This is a genomic window from Pseudomonas frederiksbergensis (assembly GCF_003732705.1).
Taxonomy (GTDB): domain Bacteria; phylum Pseudomonadota; class Gammaproteobacteria; order Pseudomonadales; family Pseudomonadaceae; genus Aquipseudomonas; species Aquipseudomonas frederiksbergensis_F.
In genome coordinates, this window is sequence record NZ_MOBR01000040.1 from 497,612 (window position 1) to 519,166 (window position 21,555).

Annotated in this window: 15 protein-coding genes; 4 read left to right on the top strand and 11 right to left on the bottom strand. The window is 59.9% G+C overall.

Annotation, left to right across the window (positions count from 1 at the left end; translation table 11 throughout):
* Positions 1-11: 11 nt before the first annotated feature.
* The 3 genes from sdhA to sdhC are packed head-to-tail and all read right to left on the bottom strand — an operon-like array spanning position 12 to position 2,527.
* Positions 12-1,787 (bottom strand): succinate dehydrogenase flavoprotein subunit, encoded by a 1,776-nt coding sequence (gene sdhA / locus BK667_RS27595; RefSeq protein ID WP_123510548.1) that lies wholly within the window; start codon positions 1,785-1,787, stop codon positions 12-14.
* Positions 1,788-1,790: 3 nt separating this feature from the next.
* Entirely contained in the window at positions 1,791-2,159 is a 369-nt protein-coding gene (gene sdhD / locus BK667_RS27600; RefSeq protein WP_123510546.1) for a succinate dehydrogenase, hydrophobic membrane anchor protein, read from the bottom strand.
* Positions 2,153-2,527: a succinate dehydrogenase, cytochrome b556 subunit gene (gene sdhC, locus BK667_RS27605; RefSeq protein WP_046048044.1), complete on the bottom strand. Its 375-nt coding sequence runs from the start codon at positions 2,525-2,527 to the stop codon at positions 2,153-2,155. Before sdhC ends, sdhD begins: the two co-directional genes overlap by 7 nt.
* Before the next feature lie 363 nt (positions 2,528-2,890).
* Here sdhC and gltA point away from each other — a divergent pair, with 363 nt between their 5' ends.
* Positions 2,891-4,180: a citrate synthase gene (gene gltA / locus BK667_RS27610; RefSeq protein WP_123510544.1), complete on the top strand. Its 1,290-nt coding sequence runs from the start codon at positions 2,891-2,893 to the stop codon at positions 4,178-4,180.
* Between the two features lie 711 nt (positions 4,181-4,891).
* Here gltA and BK667_RS27615 read toward each other — a convergent pair.
* From BK667_RS27615 to BK667_RS27625, 3 genes are all read right to left on the bottom strand, one after another.
* Positions 4,892-6,550, bottom strand: a complete 1,659-nt coding sequence (locus BK667_RS27615) for a cation acetate symporter (protein WP_123510540.1) — start codon at positions 6,548-6,550, stop codon at positions 4,892-4,894.
* A complete protein-coding gene (locus BK667_RS27620) occupies positions 6,547-6,858 on the bottom strand; it encodes a DUF485 domain-containing protein (protein WP_008148580.1) in 312 nt (103 codons plus the stop codon). Before BK667_RS27620 ends, BK667_RS27615 begins: the two co-directional genes overlap by 4 nt.
* 283 nt (positions 6,859-7,141) lie before the next feature.
* Positions 7,142-7,993 (bottom strand): glycine betaine ABC transporter substrate-binding protein, encoded by an 852-nt coding sequence (locus BK667_RS27625; RefSeq protein ID WP_123510538.1) that lies wholly within the window; start codon positions 7,991-7,993, stop codon positions 7,142-7,144.
* Between the two features lie 287 nt (positions 7,994-8,280).
* Here BK667_RS27625 and BK667_RS27635 point away from each other — a divergent pair, with 287 nt between their 5' ends.
* Positions 8,281-9,876: a glycoside hydrolase family 17 protein gene (locus BK667_RS27635; RefSeq protein WP_123599485.1), complete on the top strand. Its 1,596-nt coding sequence runs from the start codon at positions 8,281-8,283 to the stop codon at positions 9,874-9,876.
* Positions 9,877-9,996: 120 nt separating this feature from the next.
* On the opposite strand, the gene BK667_RS27640 is transcribed toward BK667_RS27635, so the two are convergent.
* Complete coding sequence (locus tag BK667_RS27640) at positions 9,997-10,365, bottom strand: hypothetical protein (protein WP_123599466.1); 369 nt, start codon at positions 10,363-10,365, stop codon at positions 9,997-9,999.
* Between the two features lie 225 nt (positions 10,366-10,590).
* On the opposite strand from BK667_RS27640, the gene mlaY reads away from it, so the two are divergent.
* A complete protein-coding gene (mlaY, locus tag BK667_RS27645) occupies positions 10,591-11,889 on the top strand; it encodes a lipid asymmetry maintenance lipase MlaY (RefSeq protein WP_054049439.1) in 1,299 nt (432 codons plus the stop codon).
* Positions 11,882-12,670: an MlaA family lipoprotein gene (locus BK667_RS27650; RefSeq protein WP_123510532.1), complete on the top strand. Its 789-nt coding sequence runs from the start codon at positions 11,882-11,884 to the stop codon at positions 12,668-12,670. The genes mlaY and BK667_RS27650 overlap by 8 nt, the downstream gene beginning before the upstream one ends.
* A 228-nt stretch (positions 12,671-12,898) precedes the next feature.
* On the opposite strand, the gene BK667_RS27655 is transcribed toward BK667_RS27650, so the two are convergent.
* From BK667_RS27655 to BK667_RS27670, 4 genes are all read right to left on the bottom strand, one after another.
* Positions 12,899-13,813: a DUF808 domain-containing protein gene (locus BK667_RS27655; RefSeq protein ID WP_123510530.1), complete on the bottom strand. Its 915-nt coding sequence runs from the start codon at positions 13,811-13,813 to the stop codon at positions 12,899-12,901.
* Between the two features lie 43 nt (positions 13,814-13,856).
* Entirely contained in the window at positions 13,857-15,311 is a 1,455-nt protein-coding gene (locus tag BK667_RS27660; protein WP_259698197.1) for an efflux transporter outer membrane subunit, read from the bottom strand.
* 68 nt (positions 15,312-15,379) lie between these two features.
* On the bottom strand, positions 15,380-18,490 hold the full coding sequence (locus BK667_RS27665; RefSeq protein ID WP_123599468.1) for an efflux RND transporter permease subunit: 3,111 nt from the start codon (positions 18,488-18,490) through the stop codon (positions 15,380-15,382).
* Complete coding sequence (locus BK667_RS27670) at positions 18,487-21,555, bottom strand: efflux RND transporter permease subunit (protein ID WP_123599469.1); 3,069 nt, start codon at positions 21,553-21,555, stop codon at positions 18,487-18,489. Before BK667_RS27670 ends, BK667_RS27665 begins: the two co-directional genes overlap by 4 nt.

Below are 21,555 nucleotides of genomic sequence, written 5' to 3' on the forward strand. Positions count from 1 at the left end.
GGCAGCCACCCTTAATAAGTCCGAATCTTAGGTTCAAAAGTCGGAACAGTCTTCGGCGAGAAGTTCACGGCACGCTTGGTTACGCGCTTGTCACCCGGGAAGTACAGGGTGTGGCACAGCCAGTTTTCGTCGTCGCGGTCTTCGTAGTCTTCACGGGCGTGAGCGCCGCGGGACTCTTTGCGGATTTCTGCAGCGATGGCGGTGGCTTCGGCCACTTCCAGCAGGTTTTGCAGTTCCAGCGCTTCGATACGGGCGGTGTTGAACGCCTGGCTCTTGTCGTTGATCTTGACGTTGGCGATACGACCACGCAGATCAGCCAACTGAGCGATACCCTTCTGCATGTATTCGCCGGTACGGAACACACCGAAGTAGTTCTGCATGCAGCTTTGCAGTTCTTTACGCAGGGTGGCGACGTCTTCACCTTCGGTACGCGAGTTCAGGCCATCAAGACGTGCCAGGGCAGCGTCGATGTCGGACTGGCGTGGGCGGGCGTAATCGACGCCTTCTTTCAGGGTCTGTTCCAGGAACAGGCCGGCAGCTCGACCGAATACCACCAGGTCGAGCAGCGAGTTGCCGCCCAGACGGTTGGCACCGTGAACCGATACGCAAGCCACTTCGCCTACCGCGAACAGGCCCGGGATGATCTGGTCTACGCCTTCGGCGTCCTGGGTGATTGCCTGACCATGAATGTTGGTCGGCACGCCGCCCATCATGTAGTGGCAGGTTGGAACGACCGGGATCGGCGACACGGCTGGATCGACGTGAGCGAAGGTCTTGGACAGTTCCATGATGCCTGGCAGACGGCTGTGCAGAACTTCTTCACCGAGGTGATCGAGTTTCAGCATGACGTGGTCGCCATCCGGGCCGCAACCGTTGCCGGCGATGATTTCTTTAACCATCGAGCGAGCAACTACGTCACGACCAGCCAGGTCTTTGGCGTTCGGAGCATAACGCTCCATGAAACGCTCGCCGTGCTTGTTGATCAGGTAACCGCCTTCACCGCGGCAGCCTTCAGTCACCAGCACACCGGCGCCGGCGATGCCGGTCGGGTGGAACTGCCACATTTCGATGTCTTGTACCGGCACGCCTGCACGCAGGGCCATGCCGACGCCGTCACCGGTGTTGATCAGGGCATTGGTGGTGGACGAGTAGATACGGCCTGCACCGCCGGTCGCCAATACGGTGGCGTTCGCGCGGACGTAGGAGGTTTCGCCGGTTTCGATGCAGATGACGATCATGCCGACAAAGGCACCATCTTCGTTCTTCACCAGATCGACGCCGTAGTATTCGTTGAGGAATACGGTGCCGGCCTTGAGGTTGGCCTGGTACAGGGTGTGCAGCAGTGCGTGACCGGTACGGTCGGCAGCAGCGCAGGTACGGGCAGCCTGACCACCTTTACCGAAGTCTTTCGACTGACCGCCGAACGGACGCTGATAAATGCGGCCCTGTTCGGTACGGGAGAACGGCAAGCCCATGTGTTCGAGCTCGAAAACCGCTTCCGGGCCTACGGAACACATGTATTCGATAGCGTCCTGGTCACCGATGTAGTCGGAACCCTTGACGGTATCGTACATGTGCCAGCGCCAGTCATCGTTCGGATCTGCCGAGGCGATGGCGCAGGTGATGCCACCCTGGGCGGATACGGTGTGCGAGCGAGTCGGGAAAACCTTGGTTACCACGGCAGTCTTGTGACCACCTTGTGCCAATTGCAGCGCAGCGCGCATGCCAGCACCGCCGCCGCCAATAATAATGGCGTCGAACGAAAGCGTATTAACTGTAGTAGACATGAATCAGATACCCCAAAGAATCTGCACACCCCAGACGAAGTAGGCGAACATCGCAACGCCGCATACTGCCTGGAAGAGGAAACGTACTGCAGTCGCGGACTTGCCCAGCGCCATCGGCGTCAGGTAGTCGGTCGCGATGGTCCACATGCCGACCCAGGCGTGAGCGCCCAGGGCCACCAGGGCCAGCAGACTGAAGATACGCATCCCGTTGCTTGCAAACAGCTCGTGCCATTGGGCGTAGCCAATGCCAGGGTGCGCTGCCAGGTACCCAATCAGGAAAATGAAATAAGCCGCGAGAACAACCGCAGACACACGCTGCGCCATCCAGTCATAGAGGCCGGAACGCGACAGGTTCGTTACGCTGGTTACCATATCCAAACTCCCGCCAGAACGATCAACACCGCAGACACGGCGATAATGATTTTCGAGCCCAGCTTGCCGCCTTCCAGCGTTTCACCGATGCCCATGTCCATGATCAAATGGCGCACGCCGGCTACCATGTGATACAGCAAGGCGGAGAGGAGGCCCCATGCTACGAACTTGGCCAGCGGACTGGTCAAGCATGCCTTCACCTCGACAAAACCTTCCTCGGAACCCAGAGATTTGCCCAATGCATACAGCATGAAGCCAAGGCCCAGGAAGAGGATGATGCCGGAAACACGGTGAAGAAACGACGTAACGCCGGTGATGGGGAGTTTGATGGTCCTAAGGTCTAGGTTTACAGGTCGTTGGCTTTTCACGGCTTTTTTTTCACACTGAAGAGCCCCTAACAATCAGGGCAAAGTTGTTGGGGAGTGCACTGGTCAGGTAACCACTACCCAGGGATGCGACCCCCAACAAAGCAGGCCAAAAAGCCCCTGGCGGTCGGTGGCCGAGTATAGACAGTTAGGCTACTAATGACAACGCGTTCACCTCCCCCTAATAGCTCATTGCACAAGTTGGATAAAAGGCGTAAATGGCAGGCAATTTCGAGGAAAAAGTCCGGTTAAAGCCTTCTGGAGCAAGACTTTAGCCAAATTGACATTCGAATTTATCTCACTATAGTGGTGCGGGCCCTGCGTGGGGGGTCTGTCTGATGATTTCAAGCATAAATAGGAGGCCACATGGCTGACAAAAAAGCGCAGTTGATCATCGAGGGCGCAGCCCCCGTCGAGCTGCCCATTTTAACCGGCACCGTTGGTCCCGATGTAATTGATGTTCGGGGCCTGACGGCCACGGGCCGTTTCACCTTTGACCCTGGCTTCATGTCGACCGCCTCCTGCGAGTCGAAGATCACCTATATCGACGGCGACAACGGCATCCTGCTGCACCGCGGCTACCCGATCGAACAGTTGGCTGAAAAGTCGGACTACCTGGAAACCTGCTACCTGCTGCTCAACGGCGAATTGCCGACCGCAGAACAGAAGGCCCAGTTCGTCAGCACCGTGAAGAACCACACCATGGTCCACGAGCAGTTGAAGACCTTCTTCAACGGCTTCCGTCGCGACGCCCACCCAATGGCCGTCATGTGCGGTGTAGTCGGCGCCCTCTCGGCCTTCTACCACGACTCCCTCGACATCAATAACCCGCAGCATCGCGAAATTTCCGCGATTCGCCTGGTTGCCAAGATGCCGACGCTGGCAGCGATGGTTTACAAGTACTCCATGGGCCAACCCATGATGTACCCGCGTAACGACCTGACGTACGCGGAAAACTTCCTGCACATGATGTTCAACACCCCGTGCGAGATCAAACCGATCAGCCCGGTACTCGCCAAGGCCATGGACCGGATCTTCATCCTCCATGCCGACCACGAGCAAAACGCCTCGACCTCTACCGTACGTCTGGCAGGTTCTTCGGGTGCCAACCCGTTCGCCTGTATCGCCGCCGGTATCGCTGCACTGTGGGGCCCTGCCCACGGTGGCGCGAACGAAGCCGTGCTGAGCATGCTCGATGAAATCGGCGATGTGTCGAACATCGACAAGTTCATCGCCAAGGCCAAAGACAAGAACGATCCGTTCAAGTTGATGGGCTTCGGTCATCGTGTTTACAAAAACCGTGACCCGCGCGCCACTGTCATGAAGCAGACCTGCGACGAAGTACTGAAGGAACTGGGGATCAAGAACGATCCGCAACTCGAACTGGCCATGCGCCTGGAAGAGATCGCCCTGACCGACCCGTACTTCATCGAACGCTCGCTGTACCCGAACGTCGACTTCTACTCGGGGATCATCCTCAAGGCGATCGGCATTCCAACCAGCATGTTCACCGTGATCTTCGCTTTGGCGCGGACCGTGGGCTGGATCTCCCACTGGAAAGAAATGCTCTCCAGCCCGTACAAGATTGGCCGTCCGCGCCAGCTGTACACCGGCTACGAGTCGCGTGACATCACCAAGCTGGAAGACCGCAAATAAGACCTGTCTTGCGATAACGTCTTAAGTTGTACCGGGAACGGCCTCTATATATAGGGGCCGTTTTTGTTTGTGCGGCGTTTGATTGTGGGCATATCCGTTTCTGCGCGTACACCCGACCGACCGCTCGTTCCCACGCTCCGCGTGGGAACGATCACAGAAACACATCCCTGTAGGAGCGAGGCTTGCCCGCGAAGCTTTTGATCTTGCTTTGGCTTTTGATCTTGATCTTGATCTACCCGCCCCTTCGGGAGGCTGAGAGGAGGTGTTCATCTGGGGATTGGCGCGCAGCGCCGTTCGACGCAGTCGAACACATTGCATGTAGGTCGTAGCGAAGCAGACCGGAGGGCAATGCCCCCAGATGGATACCGGAACGAAGGAACGCCGAGCCTAAGCGAGGGGCCGGACGCTCGGGGCGAGCCTTTTTTTGCTTACTTTTTTTTGGCGTTTGAAAAAAAAGTGAGTCGCCGTAAGGGCGAAACCCTAAGTGGCCGTTACCGCAGCAATGGATATGTACTCAACCAACAAATAACAGGTCGGCTATCAGGCCGCCTTCGCGAGCAAGCCCGCTACCACAGTTTGATAGGTGTACTGCCGCGAGAGGTGGGTCGCCAATAAGTCCGCCCGCTCCCACAATGTCCGATAACCGCCCATAAAAAATGCCCCAATCTCTCGATCAGGGCATTTCTATTTAGCGCAGCTTATATAAAGGCCTTAGTGCGAAACCGCCCCACTCGCCCCTAAACCAGTCTGCGAACGCACAAACTGAGGGAAGAACAGCGCCCGCTCGTTTACACCAGCAGTCGACTTGTCAGTAATCGAGAAGAACCAGATCCCGACAAACGCAATCGCCATGGAGAACAACGCCGGGTACTCGTACGGGAAGATCGCCTTCTCGTGATGCAGAATCTGCACCCAAATGGTCGGCCCAAGCACCATCAAGCCAACAGCACTGATCAGACCCAACCAGCCACCGATCATCGCACCGCGCGTCGTCAGCTTCTTCCAGTACATGGAAAGCAGCAGCACCGGGAAGTTACAGCTCGCCGCGATGGAGAACGCCAGGCCCACCATAAATGCAATGTTCTGGCTTTCGAACAGAATGCCCAAGCCGATCGCCAACACACCCAGGCAGACGGTGGTGATTTTCGAGACGCGGATCTCGTCCTTGTCGTTGGCCTTGCCCTTCTTGATCACGCTGGCGTAAAGGTCGTGAGAAACCGCCGTAGCACCGGCCAGGGTCAAACCAGCCACAACCGCCAGAATGGTCGCGAACGCCACCGCCGAGATAAAGCCCAGGAAGATACTGCCACCCACCGCGTTAGCCAGGTGCACCGCCGCCATGTTGTTGCCGCCCAACAGCGCGCCAGCCGCATCTTTAAACGCAGGGTTGGTGCTGACCAGCAGGATCGCGCCGAAGCCGATGATGAAGGTCAGGATGTAGAAGTAGCCGATGAAGCCGGTTGCATACAGCACGCTCTTGCGCGCTTCTTTCGCGTCACTCACGGTGAAGAAGCGCATCAGGATGTGTGGCAGGCCAGCGGTACCGAACATCAGCGCCAGGCCCAGGGAGAACGCCGAGACCGGATCTTTCACCAACCCGCCCGGGCTCATGATCGCCTCACCTTTAGGGTGAACCTTGATCGCCTCGGAAAACAGCAGGCTGAAGTCGAAGTTGACGTGCTTCATCACCATCAGCGCCATGAACGAGGCACCGGACAGCAGCAATACAGCCTTGATGATCTGCACCCAAGTGGTCGCCAGCATGCCGCCAAACAGCACGTACATGCACATCAGGATACCGACCAGGATCACCGCGACGTAGTAGTCGAGACCGAACAGCAGCTGGATCAGCTTGCCGGCACCAACCATTTGCGCGATCAGGTAGAACGCCACCACCACCAGCGAACCACAAGCAGACAGCGTGCGGATCTGGGTTTGCCCGAGACGGTAGGACGCCACGTCGGCAAAGGTGTACTTGCCCAGGTTACGCAGGCGCTCGGCGATCAGGAACAGAATGATCGGCCAGCCCACCAGGAAGCCGATCGAGTAGATCAGGCCGTCGTAGCCGGAGGTGAACACCAGGGCGGAAATACCCAGGAAGGACGCTGCCGACATGTAGTCACCGGCAATCGCCAGACCGTTCTGGAAACCGGTGATCTTGCCGCCGGCCGCATAGTAGTCGGCCGCCGAGTTGTTGCGCTTGGAGGCCCAGTAGGTGATGCACAGGGTCAAACCGACAAACGCCACGAACATCAGGATCGCGGACACGTTGAGCGGTTGTTTGTGCACTTCGCCAGTCAGGGCTTCAGCCGCCCAGGCGCCAGGTGCAAAGGCTGCGATGCTCAATAGAGCCATTAGACGCCGGATCATTGCTGAGCCTCCTTGAGAATCGCATTGTTCAGGTCGTCGAATTCGCCATTGGCGCGTCGTACGTAAATTGCAGTCAGGATAAAGGCCGAGAGAATCAGCCCGACACCAATCGGTATCCCCCAGGTAATCGAAGACTCAGGACTGATTTTCGCCCCGAGAATATGCGGCCCGTAAGCAATCAAAAGGATGAAACCGGAGTAAAGCCCAAGCATGATCGCCGAAAGAATCCAGGCGAACTTTTCTCGCTTACTAACCAGCTCCTTGAAGCGCGGGCTGTTTTGAATCGAGAGGTAAATGCTGTCGTTCATTGTTTTTATCCTCGCAGCACAGATTATTGTTAGAACGTATCCACTCTATGCGGCTGCGGGACGGGTTCCAGACGACCTTAGTATTAGAACGACATGACAGAATCGCCAATTTCTGGAACAAAATAATTAGCTAGCTTTGTACCTGTAGGAGCAAGGCTTGCCCGCGATGGCGATCACCAGGACGCCATCGCGGGCAAGCCTTGCTCCTACAGGAATGCAAAAGGCCCCTTGGCAGTTATGCCAAGGGGCCTTGAGAGATGCTGACTAGACGCTTGCGCTCAAATCACTTGGTCCATTCGGCCACGCGATCCGGGTGTTTGGCTACCCAATCCTTGGCCGCGGCTTCAGGTTTGGCACCATCCTGAATCGCCAACATGACTTCGCCGATTTCGTCTTTCGACGCCCACTGGAAGTTCTTCAGGAACTTGGCCACTTCCGGTGCTTTGGTTGCCAGTTCTTTGCTGCCGATGCTGTTTACGGTTTCAGCTGCGCCATACACGCCTTTCGGGTCGTCGAGGAAGCGCAGTTTCCACTTGGCGAACATCCAGTGCGGCACCCAACCGGTGACGGCAATGGATTCGTTTTTCTTCTCGGCACGGGTCAGCTCGGCAATCATGCCGGCGCCGGAACTGGCCTTGAGGGTGTAGTTGGTCAGGCCGTAGTCCTTGATCGCCTGGTCAGTCTTGAGCATCACGCCTGAACCGGCGTCGATGCCAACGATGCGACCCTTGAAGCTGTCATCGGTTTTCAGATCGTCGATGGTCTTGGCTTTCACGTACTCCGGCACGATCAGGCCGATTTTCGCGTCCTTGAAGTTCGGGCCGTAATCGACGACCTGATCCTTGTTCTTGGTCCAGTATTCACCGTGGGTCACGGGCAGCCAGGCGGAGAGCATGGCATCGAGTTTACCGGTGGCCACGCCTTGCCACATGATCCCGGTCGCGACGGCTTGCAACTTCACGTCATAACCGAGTTTCTGCTTAATCACTTCGGCGGCCACGTGAGTGGTCGCGACGCTGTCGGACCAGCCGTCAACGTAACCGATGCTCAGGGTTTTGCTCTCGGCATTGGCGAATGTGGAGCCAATCGCAAGTACCAAAGCGGCACTCGCGCCTAAAAGTCGTCGCATCTTCATCGTTACTTCCCCGAAAGTGCTGCGCCCGACGGATGCCGAGCGGCGTCAACGTATTGTTATGGTGCACAGCGCCCCCATCACGCCTCACCGCAAAATCGCAAGAACGTCAGCGGAGTACTGACGCTTCGATAATCAACCTCACGCCAACAGCGACCTGTGCTGCCAGCGACCTCAAGGCATCGAGAAACGACATCAGAACGCCATTAATCGTGAGCGCCCTAAACACCCTGCCCGATCCGCCCGAACTTTGCATGTCAAAATCATGCAGGCCACCAAGCCCGGGGCAAATACAGGTAACATGCGCGGCTTTGCTCCCAGACGGCCTGACCATGCCCGCGACATCACGCTTTCCTTTTTTTGCTTACCTTTTCGCCTGCCTGCTCGGGCTGTTTGCCCTCGGTGGCTTCTGGTACGGCCTCGGTAAACCGGTGATCCTGCCGGACGTGGCCAGCGCCTCGCACAAGTTGCAGTGCGCCTCCTACACCCCGTTCGACAAAGACCAATCGCCGTTCGACCAGCCGTTCAAGCTGCGCCCTGAGCGCATGGACGCCGACCTCGCGCTGCTGTCCAAAAGCTTTGAATGCATCCGCACCTATTCCATGACCGGCCTCGAAGCCCTGCCCGACCTGGCGCGCAAGCACGGTTTGAAGCTGATGATTGGCGCCTGGGTCAACAGCAATCCGGTGGACACGGCCAAGGAAGTCGATCTGCTGATCGCCTCGGCCAATGCCAACCCGGACGTCGTGACCTCGGTGATCGTCGGCAACGAAGCCCTGCTGCGCAAGGAAGTCACCGGCGCGCAGCTGGCGAAGCTGATTAATCAGGTGAAAAGCCAGATCAAGCAGCCCGTCACCTATGCCGACGTCTGGGAATTCTGGCTCAAGCACCCGGAAGTCGCCCCGGCGGTGGATTTCCTGACCATTCATTTGCTGCCGTACTGGGAAGATGACCCGTCAAACATCGACGCCGCCCTGCAACATGTGGCCGAAGTACGCCAGGTGTTCGGCAACAAATTCGCGCCCAAGGATGTGCTGATTGGCGAAACCGGCTGGCCGAGCGAAGGCCGCCAGCGTGAAACCGCCCTGCCGAGCCGGGTCAACGAGGCCAAGTTCATTCGTGGTTTTGTCGCGATGGCCGAGCAGCAAGGCTGGCATTACAACTTGATCGAAGCCTTTGACCAGCCGTGGAAACGCGCCAGTGAAGGGGCGGTCGGTGGTTATTGGGGCCTGTTTGATGCCGATCGCCAGGACAAAGGCGTGCTGGCCGGGCCGGTGTCGAACGTGCCGTACTGGTCGCAATGGCTGGCGGTGGGCGGTTTGATCTTCCTCGGTACGTTGCTGCTGGGCGGTCGGGTTCGCAGCACCCGGGCGGCGTTGGTGTTGCCGCTGCTCGGCGCGCTGGCGGCCTGTTCGATCGGGGCTTGGGGCGATCTGGCACGGGTCACCACGCGGTTTGCCAGTGAATGGCTGTGGGTCGGTTTGCTGACGGCGTTGAATCTGCTGGTGCTGGCCCATGCCGCATTGACGTTGAGCGCTCGCAGCGGTTGGCGTGAACGGGCCTTCAATGTGCTGGAACGTCGGGCGGGCTGGCTGGTGGCAGCGGCAGGCTTTGCGGCGGCGGTGATGATGCTGGAACTGGTGTTCGACCCGCGTTATCGCAGCTTCCCAAGTGTCGCGTTTATCCTGCCGGCGCTGGTGTACCTGTGCCGTCCGGTGAGCGTGCCGCGTCGGGAGATTGCGTTGCTGACCTTCATCATCGGTGCCGGCATTGCGCCGCAGCTGTTTCGTGAAGGATTGCAGAACCAGCAGGCCTGGGGTTGGGCGCTGGTGAGTGTGTTGATGGTAGCGGCGTTGTGGCGTTGTTTGCGGGTTCGCAAGGGCTGATCTTTAGCGCCTTTACGGGCCTCATCGCGGGCAAGCCTTGCTCCTACGGATTTGTGCCGTTCACATCATTTGTGTACGACGCAACCCTGTAGGAGCAAGGCTTGCCCGCGATGCGATCTATCAAACGCCGCGGCTTTCCCTGACCAACCGCAACGCCGCAATCACCACCGCAAACACTGCCAACGTCGTGTTGTACAACGCCAACGCCGGGAACCCCAGCACCAGCGCCAACACCGCCAGCCACCACCCTGCCCGACCCGGTACGACAAAACCGATGACCGCCGCGGCCAATGCGCCCCAGCCCAAGACCTTGAAATGAATCATCAGCCCAAGGTTCGAGCGGACCTGGCATTCCCAGCGACTCGCCTCGTCCACGCACAGGCCGACCCACTGCGCATCCTCCATGAAGCCATAACGTGCGCCATAACTGGCGGCCAGCCATAAAGGCAACAAAACAAGCAGCAAAATCACGGGCAGACGGCGGGACATGAAGCACTCCAATAGACGAAAACGGCGGCCAGCTTAATCCCCCGGCGGCCTTGTGCAAGCCTTAACAACACTTAACTGGGCAGGCAATCACTGCAAAGTGTATCGTCCAGCTACTATTACTCCGAATTTAGGCCTGATTGGTGCCGATCCATGGCACTTTGGCGTCAACCCCGTGGTCATAGCCTGCGAACCTCAATCGGCACCTTTCCTCTAAGGGATTTAGTCATGCTCCGTTCCTTGCGCTTCGCCGCCCTGTTTGGCGGCCTTATTTTGAGTGCGTCCGCACTGGCGGTCGACATCGACGCCGCCAGCTATGGCTACCCTTTGACCAACCCGTTCGAGGCGACCATTGCCACGACGCCACCGGAATTGCGCCCGGAGCTGCCGGCCAACGAAGACATCAATCAGCAGGACCGCAGCGTGCGGTTGCGCCCGGAGCGTGAATTCAGCCTGCCAGACAACTTCTGGCCGGTGAAAAAACTCACTTACCGCATCGCCACCCAGGATCACGCCGCCCCGCTGATTTTCCTGATCGCCGGCACCGGCGCGCGCTATGACAGCAGCCTCAACGAATACCTGAAGAAGCTCTACTACAAGGCCGGCTATCACGTGGTGCAGCTGTCATCGCCGACCAGCTTCGACTTCATGAGCGCCGCGTCACGCTTTGCCACGCCCGGTATCACCAAGGAAGACGCCGAAGACATGTACCGGGTGATGCAGGCCGTGCGGGCGCAAAACCCGAAGACGCCCGTCACCGAGTACTACCTGACCGGTTACAGCCTCGGCGCACTGGACGCTGCTTTCGTCGCACATCTGGACGAAACCCGCCGCAGCTTCAATTTCAAGAAAGTCTTGCTGCTCAACCCCCCGGTCAACCTCTACACCTCGATCACCAACCTCGACAAGCTGGTACAGACCGAGGTCAAGGGCATCAACAACAGCACCACGTTCTATGAGCTGGTACTGAACAAACTGACCCGCTACTTCCAGCAAAAAGGCTACATCGACCTCAACGATGCCTTGCTTTACGACTTCCAACAGTCCAAGCAGCACCTGACCAACGAACAGATGGCCATGCTGATCGGCACCTCGTTCCGTTTCTCGGCGGCCGACATTGCCTTCACCTCGGACCTGATCAACCGCCGTGGCCTGATCACGCCGCCGAAGTACCCGATCACCGAAGGCACTAGCCTCACGCCGTTCCTCAAGCGTGCGCTGCAATGCGACTTCGACTGCTACATCACCGAGCAAGTTATCCCGATGTGGCGCGCCCGCACCGACGGCGGCAGCCTGCTGCAACTGATCGACCAGGTGAGTTTGTATGCCCTGAAGGATTACCTGCACGACAGCCCGAAAATCTCCGTCATGCACAACGCCGATGACGTGATCCTCGGCCCTGGCGACCTGGGCTTCCTGCGCCGCACCTTCGGCGATCGCTTGACCGTTTATCCATTGGGCGGCCATTGCGGCAACCTTAACTATCGCGTCAACAGCGACGCCATGCTGGAGTTCTTCCGTGGCTAAATATCTCCTGCTTATCGCAGCGTTACTCTGTGCAGGCGTCGCGAATGCCGACAACAGCAAAGCCAACGCGCCGGTCGTGATCGACAACGATGGCTTCAAGGAACCGCTGAGCAAACTCAAGTTCAACCCAGGCCTGGACCAGCGCGAGTTCGAGCGCTCGACGCTCAACGCGTTGAACGTCTACGACCCGCTGGAAGAGTGGAACCGTCGGGTCTACCACTTCAACTACCGCTTCGACCAATGGGTGTTCCTGCCCGTGGTGGACGGCTATCGCTACATCACCCCAAGCTTTTTGCGTACGGGTGTGAGCAACTTCTTCAATAACCTCGGTGACGTGCCGAACCTGTTGAACAGCATGCTCCAGCTTAAGGGCCATCGCTCGCTGGAAACCACTGCGCGCCTGTTGCTCAACACCACCATCGGCGTTGCCGGCCTGTGGGACCCGGCCACCGCCATGGGCCTGCCACGCCAGAGCGAAGACTTCGGCCAGACGCTCGGTTTCTACGGCGTACCGGGCGGCGCCTACTTCGTGCTGCCGATCCTCGGCCCCTCCAACCTGCGCGACACCGCCGGCCTGGTGGTCGACTACACCGGCGAAGCAGCGGTCAACTTCCTGAACGTCTCTGAAGTCAGCTCCAACCACCCGGAAATCTGGGTCCTGCGCGGCGTCGACAAACGCTACCAGACCGGCTTCCGCTACGGTCAGCTGAACTCGCCGTTCGAGTATGAAAAGGTGCGTTACGTGTACACCGAGTCCCGCAAGTTGCAGATCGCCGAGTAACGCTGGCGGTACAACATCTGGCGGCAACAAAAAAAGGCCATTCGACGCAAATCGAATGGCCTTTTTATTTTCGCGAAATCAGCATTGAAGATCGTTCCCACGCTCTGCGTGGGAATGCCTCAACGGACGCTCCGCGTTCGGCTTTGAATGGGATGCGGAGCGTCCCGGGCTGCATTCCCACGCGGAGCGTGGGAACGATCATCGCGAGCAAGCTTTGCTCCTACAGGGTCAGCCTTTGACTGAGCGCCAGATCTTGCTTGCGATCATGACGCCAGCCAACACCACCGCCCCCGCCACAATCCCCGCCACCGCATTCAACAACGTCGGCACGATAAACCCGGCACCACCCGCCCCGGCGCTGACGCTTTCAATCCAGTGATGCACCACCGGCACGCCATGAGTAAGAATCCCGCCGCCAACCAAAAACATCGCCGCCGTGCCGATCACCGACAGGCTTTTCATCATGTACGGCGCCGCGCGCAGGATCGCCCCGCCGATGCTTTTGGCCATTTGCCCCGGTTTCTGGGTGAGCCACAGGCCCAGGTCGTCGAGTTTGACGATGCCGGCCACCAGGCCATAGACGCCGATGGTCATGACGATGGCGATGCCCGACAGCACGATCACTTGCTGGGTCAGCGAGGCGTCGGCCACAGTGCCGAGGGTGATGGCGATGATTTCTGCCGAGAGGATGAAGTCGGTGCGAATCGCGCCTTTGATCTTGTCCTGTTCGAACGCCACCAGATCGGTTGCCGGATCGGCCACGGCCTCGACCAGTTGTGCATGTTCCGCGTCGTCTTCAGCCTTGCTATGCAGGAACTTGTGGGCCAGTTTCTCGAAACCCTCGAAGCACAGGTAGGCGCCACCGACCATCAATAACGGCGTGACCAGCCACGGAATGAACGCGCTGATGGCCAACGCCGACGGCACCAGAATCAGTTTGTTGCGAAACGAGCCCTTGGCCACAGCCCACACAACAGGGATTTCCCGCTCGGCGCGCACGCCGCTGACTTGCTGGGCGTTGAGTGCCAGGTCGTCGCCAAGCACACCAGCCGTCTTCTTCGCGGCCATTTTGGTCATCAACGCCACGTCGTCGAGTACGGCGGCGATGTCGTCGATCAGCACCAGCAAACTGCTTCCTGCCATGGGTCAGGTTTCCCTACATAAAAAAGTGCGCGAAGCATAACGCTCACAGCGTTTGCCAGCCACCGCCCAGGCTCTGAATCAACGCCACGCTGCCCTGGCTGAGTGCGCCTTGGGTGTCGCGCAGGCTCTGCTCGGCTTGCAGCAACACCAACTGCTGGGTCAACACCGCTTGCTGACTGACCGTGCCGGCGCGTTTTTGCGCCTCTTGGCTACCGAACAGTTGCTGATTGCGCTGATAGATCTGATCAAACGCCTCGGCCTGGCGTTGCAGGTGATTGATCGCCGACAGGTTGTCTTCGACGTTCTGCAACGCCCCGAGCACGGTGCCACGGTAATTGGCGGCGTCCTGATCGTAACTGGCCCGGGCCTGCTGCACGGCCGCTTCCCGGGCGCCACCGTCGAAAAGGGTTTCCGCCAGGGCCGGACCGAGGGTCCAGATGCGGTTGGGCACCGAGAACAGGCCACCTAAAGCCGTGCCGCGAAAACCGACTTCGGCCGTCAGATCGAGGGTCGGAAAGAACGCGGCTTCGGCCACGCCGATTCTGGCATTTGCTGCCGCAGCGCTACGTTCCGCCGCCACCACATCTGGCCGACGCTGCAGCAGCGCCGACGGCAGCGCCAGCGGTGGTTTCGGCAGGACAAAGGTATACGCACTCTTGGGTGGCAAGGTGAAATCTGCCGGCGCCACGCCCACCAACACCGCCAAGGCATGTTCAAACTGCTCCCGTGAACGCTCGGCGGTCTGCAACGCCGCGACCACGGTGGTCAACTGATCCTGGGCCACCAGCAGTTGATCGTTGGACGCGGTGCCCTGGACGAAATCGACCTGGATCATGTTGAGCAATTGTAGGTTGATCCGCTGTTGTTGCTCCAGCAGTCCAATGTCGATATCCAGCTGCCGCAGCCCCAGGTAATTGCTCGCCACACTGGCACTGATCGACAGCCGCACACCCGCCAGCAGCGCATCGGAACCCTGGGCCGACGCCTGGCTCGACTCGATGCTGCGGCGCACCGCGCCCCACAGGTCCGGCTCCCAACTGGCGCTCAATATGGCGCTGACCGACTGCTCGACACCGCCAGAGCCACCACCAGCAACACCACTGGTATTGCTGCCACTCGCCCCGACACCCCGCGATCCAGACAACCCGACGCCCACCGTCGGCCACAACCCCGCACGGCTCGACGCCACCTGCGCCTGAGCCAACCGATACGCCGCCTCCGCCGCGATGATTGATTGGTTGGCTTTGGCCGAACGCTGCACCAAATCAGTAAGAATCGGGTCGTGATAATCCAGCCACCATTGACTGTCCAGCGCCCCTTGCGGATTGGCCACCGCGCGCTGCCATTGGGTGCCTTCCTTGAACGACATCGGTAACTCGATGGCCGGTTTTTGATAGTCGGGGCCGACCATGCAGCCGCTCAACAACACGGTAAAGATAAACACCGCGAACAACTGTGGGAGCGAGCCTGCTCGCGAATGCGGTTTACCATTCAACATAAATGTTGGCTGACCTGGCGCCTTCGCGAGCAGGCTCGCTCCCACAGGGTCTTCGCATCTACGACGATTCATTTATGTCTCCTCAACCGCTGCGAAGCCCGATCCAGCCACAGGTAAATCACCGGCGTCGTATACAGCGTCAACAACTGGCTAAACACCAACCCGCCAATAATCGAAATCCCCAACGGCCGGCGCAGTTCCGAGCCATACCCCGTGCCCAGCACCAGCGGCAACGCGCCAAGAATCGCCGCCAACGTGGTCATCATGATCGGCCGGAAACGAATCAGGCACGCCCGGCGAATCGCGTCCTTGGCGCTGAGGCCTTGTTGTTTGCGCTCGGTGATGGCGAAGTCGATCATCATGATCGCGTTTTTCTTGACGATGCCGATCAGCAGAATCACCCCGACCAGCGCGATGATCGACAGCTCGGTACCGGTCAGCAGTAACGCAATCAGCGCGCCGACACCGGCCGAGGGCAAGGTCGAGAGGATGGTCAGCGGATGCACCAGGTTCTCGTAAAGCATCCCCAGCACCAGGTACACCGACAGCAGTGCCGCAACGATCAATAACGGTTCGCTGGCCACCGACGACTGGAACACCTGAGCCGTGCCGGCAAACTGGCCGACCACGCTCGCCGGCATCCGAAGTTGCGCCACCGCGTTATCCACCAATGCCGTGGCCTGACCAATGGCTACGCCTGGCGCAAGGTTGAAGGACGCCGTCACCGCCGCAAACGTGCCCTGGTGACTGATGGAAATCGCCGTGCGGTCCACCGAATGATCGGCAATCGCCGACAGTGGCACCAATTGAGGGTTGGCCACAGGGCTCAGGTTAGGCGCGGCGCTGCTGCCCTTGGTCGCGGCAACGCTGCCCACCGGCACATAGATCGAGCCGAGGGTGCTCGGGTCGGTCCAGTACGGCGGCGCGACTTCCATCACCACGTGGTACTGGTTGGCGGCGCGGTAAATGGTCGAGACCTGGCGCTGGCCGAACGCGTCGTAAAGCGTCTGGTCGATCGCCGAAATGCTCACCCCGAGTCGCGCCGCCGCATCGCGATTGATCTTCACGTTGGCCAGCAAACTGTTGTCCTGCTGGTCGGTGTTGATGTCGGTCAGTTGCGGCAAGCTGTGCAGCACCGCGACCACTTTCGGCACCCACTCGTCGAGACTGCTCTGGTCGTCGGCGGTCATCGTGTATTGATACTGCGCCCCGCTCTGCCGGCCACCGACGGTGATGTCCTGGGCCGACTGCAAATACAAGCGGGTGCCGGGCATGTCGCCGAGGGTGTGACGAATCTGCGCGATCACCTGCTCGGCACTGTCGCTGCGCTGATTCAACGGCTTGAGGTTGATGAACAGCTGCGCACTGTTGATCGCCCCGCCACCACCGCCTCCGCCGCCGACAAACCCTCCGACGGTCTGCACATTCGGGTTGAGCATGACCTTGCGATTAATCTCGCTGAACTGACGCTGCATCGCCGCGTAGGAAATGCTCTGGGGCGCGACGATGCTGCCCGACAGCCGCCCGGTGTCTTCCTGCGGGAAGAAACCCTTGGGCACCAGCACGTAGAGCACGCCCGCGAAGACGATCACCCACACCGTGACCAATCCCATCAAAATCGAATGCTCGATGACCCAACCCAGGGTCCGATCATAAAAGCGATGGAACCGTGAGTCTGGATGATCCCCTTTCGCCTGCCCTTTGCTGCGCAACAACACGCTGGACAACATCGGCGTGACCGTCAGCGAGATCAGCATGGAAATCACAATCGCCACCGACAGCGAAATCGAAAACTCGCGAAACAAGCGCCCGACCACACCGCCCATCAATAGCAACGGAATAAACACCGCCACCAGCGACACGCTGATGGTCAGCACGGTAAACCCGACTTCCTGGGCCCCGGCCAGCGCCGCTTGCAGGCGGGTTTCGCCGTTCTCCAGATGGCGCATGATGTTTTCCACCACCACGATGGCGTCGTCCACCACAAACCCGGTGGAAATGGTCAGCGCCATCAGCGACAGGTTGTTCAGGCTGTAACCGAGAAAATACATCGCGCTAAACGTACCGAGCAGCGACAGCGGCACCACAATCGCCGGCACCAGCGTGCTGCGCCAGTCACGGAAGAACACGAACGTCACCAGCGTCACCAACAGGATCGAGGCGATCAGTGATATTTCGACGTCGCGCAACGACGCGCGAATGGTCGTGGTGCGGTCCATCAGCAGACCGAGTTTGATGTTGGCCGGGATCGAACTCTGCAAAAACGGCAGCGCCGCTTTCACCGCATCCACCGCTTCGATGACGTTGGCCCCCGGCTGTTTGAACACCACCAGCAGCACCGCCGGCTTGCCGTTGGACAGGCCGAAATTGCGAAGATCCTCCACGTCTTCGCGCACGTAACCGAGGTCGGCGATGTGCACCACGTCACCGTTGCTTTGCTTGACCACCATCGGCTGGTAATCCTGCATCTGATAGAGCATGTCGTTGGCGGCGATGCCGTGGGTCTGGGCGCCGATGGCCACCGAGCCCTTGGGCAGATTGGCGTTGGACGCGGCAATCACCGCCCGCACCTGCTCCAGGCTGACGCCGTAATGGTTGAGCCGATCCGGGTTGAGTTCGATGCGCACCGCCGGCAACGCGCCGCCGCCGACAGTGACGTCACCCACGCCCGTGGTCTGCAACAGTTTCTGCTCCAGCAGCGTCGAAGCGACGTCGTACATTTGCCCCGGTGTAGCGTTGTCAGAGGTCAGGCTGATGATCAGGATCGGCGAATCAGCGGGGTTGACCTTGCGGTAGGTCGGGTTGCCGGACAGATCGCTCGGCAGGTTAGTCCGCGCCGCATTGATCGCCGCTTGCACGTCCCGGGCGGCGCCGTCGATGTCGCGGTTGAGGTCAAATTGCAGGGTGATCCGGGTCGAGCCCAAGGTGCTCGCCGAGGTCATTTGCGTGACCCCGGCGATCTGCCCGAACTGGCGCTCCAGCGGGGTCGCGACCGAGGTGGCCACGGTATTCGGATCGGCGCCGGGCAGCGAGGCGCGGACACTAATGGTCGGGAAATCCACCTCCGGCAACGGCGCCACCGGCAGCAAGGTAAACGCCAGCGCACCGAACAACGCCAGGCCCGCCGCGAGCAACGTCGTCGCAATCGGGCGCTGGATGAACGGCGCGCTGAGGTTCATGACCGTGGCTCTGAATCAGCAGAACCGCTGAAGCGCCGCGCCAGCGAATGCATCGCCAGGAAAATCACCGGCGTCGAGAACAGCGTCAGTAACTGGCTCAACAACAAGCCGCCGATGATCGCGATCCCCAGCGGATGGCGCAGCTCGGAACCGATCCCCGTACCCAGCGCCAGCGGCACCGCGCCAAACAGCGAAGCCATGCTGGTCATCAAAATCGGCCGAAACCTCAGCTCGGCGGCCTGCCGAATCGCCGCCACCGGATCGAGCCCGCCCTTGCGCTCCAGCTCCAACGCGAAGTCGACCATCATGATGCCGTTCTTCATCACGATGCCGATCAGCAGCACAATCCCGATCAGCCCGATGATGTCGAACTGCGTGCCAGTGATCAGCAGCGCCAGCAACGCACCGAGGGCCGCCGACAGCAGCGTCGACAGGATGGTCACCGGGTGCACGAAGCTCTCGTAGAGAATCCCCAGCATCAGGTACACCACCACAATCGCCGCCAACACCAGAAACACCTGATTCGACAACGACGCCTCGAAAGTCGCCGCCGCACCTTCGAGGGAGGCCTGCACCGTCAGCGGCAAGGCCAATTGGGTTTCGATGTCCTTGAGCCGCGTGACCGCCGCACCGAGGGTCTGGCCCGGCGCGAGGTTGAACGAGACATCGGCGTAGGGAAACTGCCCGAGCCGGTTGATCGTAATCGGCGTGCGCACCACATTCAGGGTGGCCATGCTCGACAGCGGCGCCACCCCGCCGCCGGGGATATCGACGTAGAGCCCGGTCAGCAAATCGGCGAGATTGTGCGGCGGATGATCGGTGGCCATCACCACGTGATACTGGTTGAGCTGGGTGTAAATGGTCGACACCTGGCGCTGGCCGAACGCGTCGTAGAGCACGTCGTCGATGGCCTGGGGCGTGATGCCCAGGCGCGAAGCGGTGGCACGGTCGAAGGTCAGCTGGATCTGATTGCCGAATTGCAGCGCCTGACTCTGCACGTCGGTGAACATCGGGTCTTTCTTGATTGCCGCCAGCAGTTTGCCGGTCCACTGCTCCAGCACGTCCGGGTCGGTGGCTTGCAGGCCGAGGCGGTAACTGGTGGTCGAGACGGTGGCGTCGAGGGTCAGGTCTTGCACCCCGTGCAGGTACAGGCGAATCCCCGAGTCATCGGTGTTGGCGTCCGCCAGTCGGCGGATCACAGCGGCGCTGCTGTCGCGCTCCCCTCGCGGCTGGAGGTTGATCAGCAAATTGCCCTGGTTGATCGTCGGGTTGGTCTGGTCGATGCCGACGAAGGACGACAGGCTGGCCACTGCCGGATCCTTGAGGATGCGGTCCGCCAAGCGTTGTTGCTCGACCTGCATCTGCTGGAAGGAAATAGTCGGCGCAGCCTGGGATATCCCCTGGATCAGCCCGGTGTCCTGCTCGGGAAAAAAGCCCTTGGGCATGATCACGATGATCAGCAACGTCAGCAGCGCGGTGCACATCACCGAGATCAGCGTCAGGGTTCGATGCACCAGCACCCAGTCGAGGCCGCGCACGTAGTAGCCGTTGATCCGGTCGAAGAAATCCACCCGCCGCTCGCCGGTTTTGGCCTTGAGCATTCGCGAGCACATCATCGGTGTCAGGGTCAGGGAAATCAGCGCGGAAATGACGATGGTCACCGCCACGGTCATGGCGAACTCGCGGAACAAGCGACCGACCACATCGCCCATGAACAGCAGCGGAATCATCACCGCGATCAGCGCAATGGACAGGGAAATGATGGTGAAACCGATCTGCTCCGAGCCCTTGAGCGCGGCGTCCAGGGGCGAGTCGCCGGCCTCGATGTAGCGGGTGATGTTTTCGATCATGACGATGGCGTCATCGACCACAAACCCAATGGCGATGGTCAGCGCCATCAGCGTCAGGTTGTTCAGGGAAAAGCCCAGCACGTAGGCCACCGCCAAGGTGCCGACCAGGGTCAACGGCACCGTGACCGCCGGAATCACTGTGGCCGCGACGTTGCGCAGGAAGATGAAAATCACAATCACCACCAGCAGCACCGCCACGCCCAGTTCGTACTGCACGTCGGTGACCGACGCGCGGATGGTCTGGGTGCGGTCAGTGAGCACCGCGACCTTGAGCGTGCCCGGCAGGCTGGCGCGCAGTTTTGGCAGCAGTTGCTGCACCCGGTCGACCACGTCGATGACGTTGGCGCCGGGCTGGCGCTGGATGTTCAGCACAATCGATGGGGTGCGGTCGGTCCATGCCGCTTGCCGGGGATTTTCCGGGCCCTGGATCGAACTGGCGATTTGCGCCAGGCGAATCGGCGCGCCGTTTTTGTAGGCGATCACCAGGTCGCGGTATTCCTCCGCCGATTGCAGTTGATCGTTGCCGCCAATCGAGTACGCCTGGAACTTGCCATCGATATTGCCCTTGGCCTGATTGACGTTGGCGTTGCTCAGCGCCGTGCGCAGATCCTCCATCGACAGCCCGAGGTTATTCAACGCCGAGGTATTGGCCTGGACCCGCACCGCCGGGCGCTGGCCGCCGCTGATAGTCACGAGGCCGACGCCGGTAATTTGTGAGATTTTCTGCGCCAGGCGCGTGTCGGCCAGGTCTTCGATTTTGGTCAGCGGCAGTACGTCGGAGGTCAGGGACAGGGTCAGCACCGGAGCATCGGCCGGGTTGACCTTGCTGTACACCGGTGGGTACGGCAGGTTGGTTGGCAGGAAGGTACCGGCGGCATTGATCGCGGCTTGCACTTCCTGCTCGGCGACGTCCAGGGACAACGCCAGGTCGAACTGCAAGGTAATCACCGAAGCGCCGTCGGAGCTGGTGGAATTCATCGACTTGAGCCCGGGCATTTCTCCCAGTTGCCGTTCCAGCGGCGCGGTAATCGAAGAGCTGACCACTTGCGGGCTGGCACCGGTGTATTGGGTAAACACCTGGATGGTCGGGTAATCGACTTCCGGCAGGGCCGAGACCGAGAGCAAGTGATAACCGAGCAGCCCCACCAGCAGCACCGCGATCATCAACAGCGTGGTGGCCACCGGCCGTTCGATAAAAGGACGCGAGACATTCAT